Source organism: Erwinia phyllosphaerae (assembly GCF_019132875.1).
GTDB lineage: Bacteria > Pseudomonadota > Gammaproteobacteria > Enterobacterales > Enterobacteriaceae > Erwinia > Erwinia phyllosphaerae.
The window spans coordinates 197,858-208,956 of record NZ_JAHSPF010000009.1 but is presented as its reverse complement, the minus strand read 5'-3'; the positions used below and the strand labels follow the sequence as shown (position 1 = coordinate 208,956).

Genomic DNA, 11,099 nt, shown 5'->3' with positions numbered 1-11,099 from the left:
TTGGTATCCATATTCTTCTGCGCCTGGATCCACACCTGCTCCTCGCCCGCCTTGTCTTCAAAGCGCAGCGCGTTGGCATTGTCCGGGTTGCCGTCCTTGGTGCGACTCAGAAAGCCCATCTGCGTGGCCGCTGCCGGCAGCGCCCACGGCGGCATGCTCGCCTCGTTGTAGACCCGCCCCGTGACGATTGGCCGGTCCGGATCGCCGTTGATAAAGTCAATCACCACCTCGTCGTTCACGCGCGGGACCTGCACGCCGCCATACCCCTGGCCCGCCCAGGCGCTTGACACCCGTACCCAGCACGAACTGGTGTCGTCGCCCTTCGCCAGCCGGTCCCAGTGGAACTTCACCTTGATGCGGCCATATTTATCCGTCCAGATGGATTCGCCCTTCGGCCCCACCACCTTCGCCGTCTGCGGCCCGTGCGTGCGCGGCCACGGCGTTTTCGGCGGCGCGCGGAACGTCACCTCCGACGGGATAACCTCAATGGCAATGTTGTGCTTCGTGCTGCCGTCGCTGCCGCTGGCGTAGCGGTTCTCCTCGAAGTCGTAGTACGCGCTCACCGTCAGGTACTCGCCGTTGTCGCTGAAGAACGGCGCGTTCAGCAGCGTAAAGGTGCTGCCCGGCGCCAGGCCCAGCGCGGTGCCCACGGCGCTGATTTGCTGATGCTCCACCTGCCACACTTCCTGGCGGATTCTGGCATAAAACTCGCCGTGGTCGTGGTCAACGAAGTGCCCCGGCCAGTCGTAGACGTCAATCTGCCCCGGTACCGGTGACGCCGGGTTCTGCCGCGCCTGCAGCATCCACGCGTTCGGCTTGCGGAAGTCGTAGTCGTCGATGCTGTAGATGCCCGGCGTCACGCTGTCCTGCAGCTCCCAGACGCTGATGCCCTCCTCGCCGGTGCTGCCGCCGGACGGCGTGGCGTGGTACGGAATGACCTCGTAGCCCGCGAACGGCTGGTGCTGCCGCGCGCTGTCCGCCAGCACCATCGTGTGTTTGTCCATCTCGTGGCGGAAGCCGTAGTAGATGCCCTCCAGCTCCATCAGGCGGCTGATAAAGTCGAAGCTGCTCTCCTGGTACTGCACGCAGTAGTCCCACACGCGGTAGCTGCCGGTCAGCCTGTCCTCCACCGTCACGCCGTACTCGCCCAGCAGGGTTTTCAGTATCTGCACCACCGTCTGGCCCTGGAAGATGCGCAGATTGCGGTCGCGCTTCATCGGCCACAGGTCCGGCTCCATCACCAGGCGATAGACCGCGTAGCGCGTGCCGCTCAGCTCCTGGCTGTAGACGCCCGCCTGGGTGATTTTGCCGTTCAGGTAGCGCGTGGTGGTCAATCCCTGCGTGGGGATGCAGACGGTTATCGGCTGGCCCAGCAGCGTTTTGCGGTCGATGCGCGCGTCGGTGCTGAGCAGCTCCACGGTCAGTTCAAAGGATTCGGAAAGCCGCTCGCGGCCGCTGAGCTTCCAGAACAGCAGACCCTCGACCGGCAGGAGGACGGTGATTCGATCAAACATAATTTTTTCCCGGACTGGCAGGCCCGGCGATGCCGGGCGGGTAAGGATTTATTGCGGAATGGAGGGTAAAACCGAACAGCTAATGCAGGCTCAGCTTTGTGGATTCAGCAGCCACACGCCTTCGCTGTCAACGGTGATGGTCTGGCTACGCGTCTGGCCGTTGTTGCTGACGCTAAAGCGGTAGTCGCCCGGCGGCAGTTGCAGCATAGCAAAACCGTTTGGCGACGGCACCAGCGCCTGCGGATTGCCGTTCATTGCCACTTTGTCGCCCGGCAGCAGCTTAAGATAAACCTGCGCGACAGGTTCCGGCGGCGGTGGCGGTTCAGCCGCCTGCGGCGCAGCGGCCGTTTCTACAGGTTGTGCAGCGGCCGGCACAGTAGAAGAGGCGGCCGAAGCCTTAGCAACTTCCGTTGGCGATGACGCGGCATCCGTACCCGCAGCCGTTGCTGCTGGAGCAGAACTCGCAGCCGTTTGCGGTGAATTATCACTAGCGCCACCGGCGATTAGCGCGCCGACGCCAATACCCACCAGCACACCCGCCGCAATCAGTCCCGGCACCATAAAGCGCTTCAGGCCAGTTGCTTTCGGCACGGGCTGCTCTTCTTCAGCCACCGGCACCAGCATGGTGCCAGGCCCGCTGACCTTCACCTCATGGATCTCGTTGATATCGCTGGCGGAAAGCTCCATCAGCGCGGCAAACTGATCGACCGTCTGCGGACGATCTTCCGGCTGGAGCGCCAGCGCGCGATCGATAGCATGCAGCAACGGCAGCGAATATCCTTCCGGCTTCAGCTGCACCAGCGGCTTATAGTTATCTTCAATGCTGCGCACCACGCTGACCGGCGGCGGCGAACCGACAATCAGCGTATGCAGCACTGCACCCAGCGCATAGATATCGGTCCAGGTGCCCTGCTCGCTTTCGTTATCGTCGCTGTACTGCTCAATCGGCGCAAAACCCGGCTTAAGCATGGTTTCGGTTTCGTCAGAAAGGTTGCCGATAGCCTTACGCGCCGAACCGAAGTCCAGCAGCACCGGCACGCCGTTTTCCTGAATCTGGATATTATCCAGCGAGATATCGCGGTGCAGGTAGCCTTCGCGATGAATAGTGTTGATGGCCCCAAACAGCGGCGGCAGCAGGCAGCGGATCCAGGCTTCGCTAATCATCTCCGGGCGACGGTTGTGCAGCTGCGACAGCGTTGTGCCGGTATAAAACGCCGTGCCCATATAGGCGGTATCGTTCTGCACCCAAAACCGCAGCACGTGCAGCAGGTTGGGATGATTAAAGCGCGCCAGCAGCCTCGCTTCCTGAATAAAGCTGTTCAGCCCGGCGTGAAACGTTTTGCTGAAACGTTCGCTGCGCAGCACCAGCGTCAGGTCGTCGTTACGCACCGCCAGCGAGGCGGGCATAAACTCTTTGATGGCGATGGTGCGCTCAAGCTGGTGATCCCAGGCACGGTAAACGATGCCGAAGCCGCCACCGCCAATCACCTCTTTAATTTCAAACTCGTTAAAGCGGTAGCCCACCGGCAGCGCATTCGGAATGGCTCGCGGAATATCTTGTTCTGACATATTGGACAACTCTCTCTAGGGCGCGATCGCCGCAAACTGACACTGAAACTCGCCGTCGTGCAGGGTTACGCGCAGGCGTTGATACTGTTGTTCACGCCGCTGAGCATCCAGCAGTAACTGGCTCATCTGCGGCAGCAGCGTGTTGGTAAGGATGGCATCGACCATGCGGCCGCCGGATTCTACCTCGGTGCAGCGCTGAACAATACAGGCAATAACGCTGTCATCCACTTCGGAAACGATGCCGTGATTCTGCTCCAGACGGCGCTGGATGCGGTTCAGCTGCAAACGCACAATGCTGGCGAGCATCTCATCGCTCAGCGGATAGTAAGGCACTACCAGCAGGCGGCCCAGCAAGGCTGGTGGGAAGACTTCCAGCAGCGGCCCGCGCAGCGCGGCGGCCAGCGCATCCGGCTCCGGCACCAGTTCCGGATCGGCGCACATGGCACCGATCAGCTGCGTACCTACGTTGGAGGTAAGAATAATCAACGTGTTGCGGAAATCGATATGGCGTCCCTCGCCATCTTCCATCCAGCCTTTATCAAAGACCTGGAAGAAGATTTCGTGCACGTCGGGGTGCGCTTTCTCGATCTCGTCCAGCAGCACCACGCTGTAAGGTCGACGGCGCACGGCCTCGGTCAGCACGCCGCCTTCGCCGTAGCCCACATAGCCCGGAGGCGCGCCCTTCAGCGTGGAAACGGTATGCGCTTCCTGGAACTCGCTCATGTTGATGGTGATAATGTTCTGCTCACCGCCGTACAGCGTTTCGGCCAGCGCCAGCGCGGTTTCGGTTTTCCCGACGCCAGACGGGCCGCACAGCATAAATACGCCAACCGGTTTATTAGGGTCATCCAGCCGCGCACGGGAGGTACGTACGCGTTTGGCAATCAGATCCAGACCGTGACGCTGACCGATAACGCGCTCGTTCAGCGTGTCGGCCAGTTTCAGAACCGCCTCGATCTCGTTTTTAACCATGCGGCCCAGCGGGATACCCGTCCAGTCAGAAACCACGGCGGCGACTACGTTGGCATCCACTGCCGCAAACAGCAGCGGCGCTTCGCCCTGAAGCGTTTTCAGCTGTTGCTGCTGCCCGGCAAGCTGTTGGTGAACGGCGGCAACGTCTTCCGCTTCGTCGTCGTGCAGCTGCGCGCGCAAGGCGATAATCGCATCTACCAGCTCGCGCTCGTGCTGCCAGCGGGCGTTAAGCTCGTCACGCTGACTGGCCAGTTCAGCAAGCTGCTCGTCGATTTTCACCACGCGGCCTGCGTCGCCAATGGCTACTTTCGCTTCGCGTTCCGCTATCTCTCTTTCGATCTCCAGCGCGTGAATGCGATGCAAACAGTCTTCCAGCTGCGGCGGCTGAGCGCTCTGGCTGACGGCGACGCGGGCGCAGGCGGTATCCAGCAGCGCCACGGCTTTATCAGGCAGCTGACGCGCCGGAATATAGCGATGGGAAAGTTTTACGGCCGCCGCTACCGCTTCATCCAGTAGCAGCACGCGGTGATGCTTTTCCAGCGGGCTTACGGTGCTGCGCAGCATCAGCAGCGCTTTTTCTTCATCGGGCTCCTGTACCTGTACGGTCTGGAAGCGACGGGTCAGCGCCGGATCTTTTTCGATATATTTTTTGTATTCCGCCCAGGTTGTCGCGCCGATGGTACGCAGCTGACCGCGAGCCAGCGCAGGCTTCAGCAGATTTGCGGCGTCGCCGGTGCCTTGCTGGCCGCCTGCGCCAATCAGGGTATGGATCTCATCGATAAACAGAATAATCGGCGTTGGGCTGGACTGAACTTCGTTGATCAGCGCCTGCAGCCGCGCCTCAAATTCGCCCTTCATACCCGCACCGGCCTGCAACATGCCGATATCCAGCAGCCACAGCTGTACGTTCTGCAACGGTTCCGGCACGTCCCCAGAGGCCATACGCAGCGCCAGCCCTTCTACCACCGCCGTTTTGCCGACGCCCGCTTCGCCAGTCAGCAAGGGGTTGTTCTGACGACGGCGCATCAAAATATCCACCATCTGGCGGATCTCTTCGTCGCGTCCGGCGATCGGGTCGATCTTGCCGTCACGCGCGCGCGCCGTCAGATCCTGCGCATACTGCGCCAGCGTGCTTTGCTGCGGCGGCACCGCGCCATCCTGTACAGGCGCTGCGGTAACGTTGGTCTCTTTGCTGTTGCCGAAGACGCTATCGAACTGCTCCAGCAGCGCGTCGGCGCTGATGCGGCCAAACTGCGGAGAAATGCCCTTCAGCACGTTCGCCAGGTTAAAGGTTTTTAGCAGGCCAATCAGCAAATGACCGCCGCGAATTTTCTGCACGCCAAACTTCAGCGAGCCGTAAACCCACGCGCGCTCAACCGCGCTATCGATATGTTCCGACAGATCCGAAACCGCACTGGCTCCACGCGGCAAACGATCCAGCGCTGCCACGATATCGCGCGTAAGCGCCGCTTCATCCAGGGAAAAATAGCGGATCAGCTGTTGCAGATCGCCGTCCTGCTGTTGCATAAGCTGATGCAGCCAGTGCACCAGCTCCACATAGGGATTGCCGCGCAGTTTACAAAAGGCGGTGGCGCTTTCCAGCGAGGTAAATAACAGCGTGTCCAGTTTGCCGAACAGTACGGCGCGGCTAATTTCTGACATGGTGGTTCCAGATAGTTGATGACTGATGGAATAGCATTGCCGTGAAGCAGAGAGAGTGGCCTGTTTACCGGGTAGCAATCTGCTCCGCCGGTTCCGGGCTGAAGGTTAAATCATGCAGCGGTCGGTCTTCTTTTGTATGGCCGAGCCAGCTGTTAAAACCCAGTCGTGACGAATCGCCTGGCCGGATACCGCGCGCGTCGTTCTGCGCTAAAATCAGCCGGAGTTCCCAGACGTATTCAATGCCCAGATATTGACGTACCCAGTCGCGCAGCGCGATTGTCCAGGGTTCGCCAGGCAGAAAGCGGTTATAGGTTTCCAGCGGCATCGGGCCCAGCTCAATACGAAACTTATGCTGCACGTCGCGTACCGCCACGCCCAGAAACATTGACTCGCCCAGCTTTGGCGCGCGTCTTCCCGCCCCCAGCTTTGCCCGCTCGCGGTTATCAATCGGCAGCCAGTGCGGCACGTTTCCCACCAGCTTTACCGGCACGTTGAAATAGTGGCTAAGTATTTTTTGCAGGCCTTCAACATCGCGTCCATGACGAGTCAGATGTCCGGCCACCGCATAGCGCGAGTGGTCGCTCAGGCTGCCTTTTTCCAGCTGGCCCGGCTGGCCCATGCCGATCAGGCTGGCCAGATAGCGATCGAAGCGCTGGTTGTCTTCGCGATCCAGCGACACCGTCGGCTGCGCATCGGCCCAGGCGCGATAAAACAGCAGCGTCAGGCGGTGATGGAACAGATCGACAAAGGCCGACATGCTGCTGTCCTGATGGTGCGTGATGCGCTCGCGGGCATATTCCGTCAGGTGCGTTGGCAGCGGGCCGTTGGGGCCAAACAGGCCAAAGCTTAAAATCGAAATATCGTGCAGCGGCGTATTGTCGCGCGGGGCGGCCTTTGACAGCGTGGCGGGCGCAAAAGCCAGCGACGGCTCCTGACCAATACGCAACGGTTCGTGGCGCGGCAAAGGCGCACGGCCCAGCGGATAACGCTCGCCGCTCTGGGCATCCAGCCGACGCAGCAGCTGAAAGAGATCATAGCGCCAGGGCGCCTGCGTTACCCCTGACCAGAATTCTTCCGGCAGCCGCTGCGCTTTGCGAATTTGCAGCACGTTCATATCAGCGCCCTTTTCCCCATCCGCGCCGGCCAATAGCCGACCTCGCCGCGCTGCTGGCTGGTTAGCGTCAGCTCGGTAAAGCTGTTAATTGCCACCAGTCTGGCAAACACCTGCTCCAGCACGCTGCCCAACAGCCACGGGCTTGCACCGGAAAACGCCTGCTCGTCAACGCTCAATTCAATGCCGATGCCGCGCGCAAACACAATCGGGCCCGGCTCCGGCACGCGGCGGCTTACCGGTTTAAGCTGGCAATGACGAATGCCTTCAATCTGTCGTGCGACTGGCGCTTCCGCCAGGTTGGCATACAGCCCCAGCAGCTGGCGCAGCGCCGTTGCGCCCTGGCCGTCGTCACTGTCCATCAGGCTTAAATAGTTCATCTGCAAATGGCTGATCAGCCGCCAGGTAGCCAGCCCTTCCGCCAGCGCCGGACGCGGCGGCGTGGGGCCTTTCCGCAACGTCAACTGGCTGACCGGCACCGAGTCCGCCATCATAAAGTTGCCCTGCTCCTGCGCCAGCAGCATTAAAGGCAGATCGCGGCTGGTGCACATCACTTCCGCCGTCAGATGACGTAAATCGTTACGCCACGGCGAATGACGTTCATCTACCAGCGACAAGAAAACTTCTGAACCAATATAGCCGGTACGCGTGCCGTAGCGCTGCGCCCGTTCCGACAGCGTGCGCTGCTCGCGACGCAGCGAGAAATAAGCACCATAGTCGCCTTCGTCGCGGCTGAACGTGCTCCAGAACGGCCTGAATATCTGTTCTTGCTGCTGCCGATCGCCCGTGGCGTAAAGCTTCTTCACCGAATAGATTTCGTAATCCAGCGGGCGGATGTTGTCGACCACCAGATGATATTCATGCACGCTGTCGCTGATTTTCTGCCGCTCCGCCGTTTTCGGAAACAGATTAATCACCGGCGTACAGTGCAGCGCCAGATGGCTTTTATCGATCACTCTTTCCAGCGCCGCGTCGGCCTTGTCGAGCAGCAGCACGATTTCAAACGCGTTTACCTCTGGCCCACAGCGCAGCGGCAGCTCGCCCAGGCTGCTGACGCTGACAAACTGGAAGCGCGCCGGAAAAGCAAAATATTCCTGTAGCAGCCGGTAGCCGTCGAAGTTGCGCAGATCTTCCGGCAATAGCGCCTGATCGGCAGCAAAACCTTCCTGCTTCAGCGCGTCGTCGTCCAGCACAATACGCTGTGGGTTCTTCTCTACCGTCTGGCAAAAGCTGCCGACGGTGTGCTGCATTATTAGCTCCAGCAGCTGCTGTGCCTGAATATCGGGGCCGCTTAAGAAAAACATCAGGTCTTTGAAAGTAAGATGGTTTAACGCCACCTCGCTAAAGCATTCCAGCCGAATACGCAGCGCGCTGACCGCGCCGCGCTGGCTCAGTCCCATTCCGGCAAGCGGGATATCCGCAGGTACGCCGCCCAGTTCTACCTGGCTAATCCGCAGCGGTTGCAGCACGACGTCGTGCGCCGTGGCGTAGCTACAGGTGACGCCGCTTTTTTTCAGCGTCTGGCTATCCATCATGGTGCCGCGCGGCACCAGAAAGCCGCCGCTGATATCGCCTTTTTTGCCGTCGGGATACAGTTCGGCAATCGCCATCGAAGGCACCGGTGACAGATAGTTAGGCGCAATCATCTCCAGCATGCGCTGGGAAAAGCGCGGGAACTCGGCGTCCATTTTTAGCTGTACGCGAGAGGTCAGAAAGGCGAAGCCTTCCATCAATCGCTCGACGTAGGGATCGGCCACATCTATGCCGCTCATGCCCAGCCGCCCGGCGACTTTGGGATAGCGTTCGGCAAACTCCGCCCCCATTTCGCGCAGGTACGCCAGTTCACGGTTGTAATAATCGAGCAGTTTGCTGTCCATGATTACCCTACATCTTTCAGCTCAAAATGGCCGTTTTCTAAATCTAAATCGGTACGAAACAGGAACTCTAACGGATAAGGCACGCACCAGAGCCGCCCTTTAATCTCTATCGACAGCACGTTGTGCAGCGTCAGCGAGCTGGTATCCGACACGCAGCGTACCTGGAGACCCGCAGGCAAAATACGCGGCTCGAAATGCAGAATAGAGTTGGTCAGCTTGCGCTGAATGTCAGTCAGCTCAATATCGGACATGCGCTGTCCGGCCAGCGGCGCCACGCCAAAGTTATAGGCAGAGCGCTGCACGTGCGGAAACGGCGAGAGATCCTGTTGCGCTTCGTTGTTGATACTGTTGAACAACCACTGCAAATCGCGCAGGACGCTGCGCCTTAACGCGTTATGCGAAATAACACGGCTGCTGGCGGCTTCCTGCTGCTTGTCCGGCGCGTTATCGGTCAGTCTGTCCAGCAGCGACGGCTGCATTTTGTCGCGAGCCGTCATGGTTTCTTTGCCGCGCTGGCGGTAGCCGCCGTGCAGCAGTTCCCTGCCTTCACTCATGGTCGGCTAACGCTCCGGCAAAAACGAGATGCGTCAGGCTCAGCAGCGGAAAACTCAGCTCTGCGCTCAGCCAGGTTTTCTGCCCGTGACCGATAAACTGCTGGTCATCCAGCGGCGTCCATTCCGTCACGCTGGCCATCCGCAGATTGTCAGCAGCCATATCCGTAAACGGATAGCGTACCGGCAGCTGGCAAACCTGTTCGCTACCGTCGGTCAGCGTAACGGCGGCGTGACGCCACACCAGATCGGTCACGCTGGCCGGAGCCTGAAAACGAATCTCGTGGATGGCGGCAAACGGTAGCCAGGTATAGTGTCCGTTGACGATCAGCTCGCAGACTGGCCCAAGACGGCCATCGCCATCAATCAGCCATTCCACCGCCTGCGTGGTGTCCTGCGTCGTAACGCGAGCCGGGCTGGGCTGGGCTGCGGCAAAAGCCGCCGCGCGCAGCTCAACGGCGTCGTCTGCATGCTCTTTACGCAGCGCTTTCAGTAAATCTTCCGCCCAGGCAAACGCCTCACCGGGCATTCTCGGCATCGCCAGGCCATCAAAGACCGCCGCACGCTGGATTTCGCCGGTGATGGTTTGCTCCAGCAGCGTGACCGTTGGCTGTGCCTGCGGTTTTAACGCCAGCCAGGATTTCAGCTGGGTTTTCGCCCGCGGCCAGTGGCCCGCCAGGCAAAGCAGCTGTACAAAGGCCGCGCGTAAATCGGCATCCGCCGGGCGGCTCTTAATGTCGTTTTCGACGCGCGCCAGCGTTTGTGCAAGCGTGTCGCCGGACATCAGTTCAGTCAGAGATTTCATAGCTTTCCTTTGGCGGGCAATCAATTAGTTAAGCGTTTGGTAAGCACCGGCAGCCGGGTCTTTCAGCTGAGGATGGATTTCATCCACCAGACGGATAGTCAACTTGCCGTTGGTCAGGTATGGCGACCAGACTTTACGCACCTCATCCAGACGCGCTTTTAACGTGCTGGCGTCGCTGGCTTCCTGCTGGCTCATCGCCACCACGACCGTGCCGTCGGCCTGCCAGCCGTTTAGTGTGGGCGCATAAGGCACAATCATCCAGCTTTGCGGCGACCTTTCATCGCTCAGCACCATACGCTCGTTGTTGACGGTGGTAATCTGCATATCGCGACCCGCCGCTTTGCTGTTCAGACCAGACACCGGGAAGCCCTGCAAAAAGCTGACCTGCTGCTTTCTGGCCGCGCCTTTGCCCAGCCGCGCAATCTGGCTGTCGCCACTGAGCCAGCCGTCGCTGCCGCAGGTAACGCCACCTTTCGCCGGAACAAACAGCGCGCTGGTCTGGCTGTTGCTGTTCCAGTAGGTGCGGAAGTGACAACCGTCCAGCAGGCTGAACTGGATCCACGGCGTGGTATCTGCTGGCGGCGAAAGATCTGCCGGATCGACCGGCGCGGCGGTTTCCGCTACCGGTGCAGCTGCTGGCGCAGTCGTAGGCACTGCTGCCGGCGCTGGCGTAGCAACTTCGATCTTGCTCAGCCAGCCTTCTGCCTTAGCTGCACTACCGTGCGCCAGCGCCGTACCGTTAATGTCGGTCAGCTGCCACTGGAACGAGGCCAGTTTTGCACAGTTTTGCGACATCAGGTTGGCAACCTGCGGCAGCAGTTCTTTGACCTTCACCGGATTTTTATTGCCGTTTGCCACAATACGCAGCGGGATTTCGCGCCTGCACCAGCTGGCAGGCCTCTGGTCTTTGACGTTATCAATCCAGACATCCATTTGCAGTGTTTTCGCGTTCACGACGCGGTAATCCTGTGCCCAGGCACCGGATGCAATCAGCAGGGAAAGTGCTGGTAGCCAATATTTCATAATCGTTTCTGAAGG

The 11,099-nt window shown here is 60.0% G+C and carries 8 protein-coding genes; all 8 read right to left on the bottom strand.

What is annotated here, in order from left to right; all coding sequences use genetic code 11:
• A partial coding sequence (locus tag KUE00_RS16550) for a type VI secretion system Vgr family protein (protein ID WP_246761016.1) occupies window positions 1-1,514 on the bottom strand: 1,514 nt, incomplete at its 3' end.
• 90 nt (window positions 1,515-1,604) lie between these two features.
• Window positions 1,605-3,083 carry a serine/threonine protein kinase gene (locus tag KUE00_RS16545; protein WP_246761015.1) on the bottom strand — a complete coding sequence of 493 codons (1,479 nt, stop codon included), beginning with the start codon at window positions 3,081-3,083 and terminating at the stop codon, window positions 1,605-1,607.
• Between the two features lie 15 nt (window positions 3,084-3,098).
• Window positions 3,099-5,717: a type VI secretion system ATPase TssH gene (gene tssH, locus KUE00_RS16540; RefSeq protein ID WP_246761014.1), complete on the bottom strand. Its 2,619-nt coding sequence runs from the start codon at window positions 5,715-5,717 to the stop codon at window positions 3,099-3,101.
• 64 nt (window positions 5,718-5,781) lie between these two features.
• Entirely contained in the window at window positions 5,782-6,831 is a 1,050-nt protein-coding gene (tssG, locus tag KUE00_RS16535) for a type VI secretion system baseplate subunit TssG (protein ID WP_246761013.1), read from the bottom strand.
• A complete protein-coding gene (gene tssF / locus KUE00_RS16530; protein ID WP_246761012.1) occupies window positions 6,828-8,705 on the bottom strand; it encodes a type VI secretion system baseplate subunit TssF in 1,878 nt (625 codons plus the stop codon). Before tssF ends, tssG begins: the two co-directional genes overlap by 4 nt.
• Before the next feature lie 2 nt (window positions 8,706-8,707).
• Window positions 8,708-9,259 carry a type VI secretion system baseplate subunit TssE gene (gene tssE / locus KUE00_RS16525; protein WP_246761011.1) on the bottom strand — a complete coding sequence of 184 codons (552 nt, stop codon included), beginning with the start codon at window positions 9,257-9,259 and terminating at the stop codon, window positions 8,708-8,710.
• Complete coding sequence (locus KUE00_RS16520) at window positions 9,252-10,061, bottom strand: type VI secretion system accessory protein TagJ (RefSeq protein WP_246761010.1); 810 nt, start codon at window positions 10,059-10,061, stop codon at window positions 9,252-9,254. The genes tssE and KUE00_RS16520 overlap by 8 nt, the downstream gene beginning before the upstream one ends.
• 24 nt (window positions 10,062-10,085) lie before the next feature.
• Window positions 10,086-11,084: a hypothetical protein gene (locus KUE00_RS16515; RefSeq protein WP_246761009.1), complete on the bottom strand. Its 999-nt coding sequence runs from the start codon at window positions 11,082-11,084 to the stop codon at window positions 10,086-10,088.
• Window positions 11,085-11,099 lie beyond the last annotated feature (15 nt).

Bases quoted from the DNA above. Each gene is read 5' to 3' on its own strand.
- tssE (WP_246761011.1), bottom strand. From the start codon at position 9,259: ATGAGTGAAGGCAGGGAACTGCTGCACGGCGGCTACCGCCAGCGCGGC.
- KUE00_RS16515 (WP_246761009.1), bottom strand. From the start codon at position 11,084: ATGAAATATTGGCTACCAGCACTTTCCCTGCTGATTGCATCCGGTGCC.
- tssG (WP_246761013.1), bottom strand. From the start codon at position 6,831: ATGAACGTGCTGCAAATTCGCAAAGCGCAGCGGCTGCCGGAAGAATTC.
- KUE00_RS16545 (WP_246761015.1), bottom strand. From the start codon at position 3,083: ATGTCAGAACAAGATATTCCGCGAGCCATTCCGAATGCGCTGCCGGTG.
- tssF (WP_246761012.1), bottom strand. From the start codon at position 8,705: ATGGACAGCAAACTGCTCGATTATTACAACCGTGAACTGGCGTACCTG.
- KUE00_RS16520 (WP_246761010.1), bottom strand. From the start codon at position 10,061: ATGAAATCTCTGACTGAACTGATGTCCGGCGACACGCTTGCACAAACG.
- tssH (WP_246761014.1), bottom strand. From the start codon at position 5,717: ATGTCAGAAATTAGCCGCGCCGTACTGTTCGGCAAACTGGACACGCTG.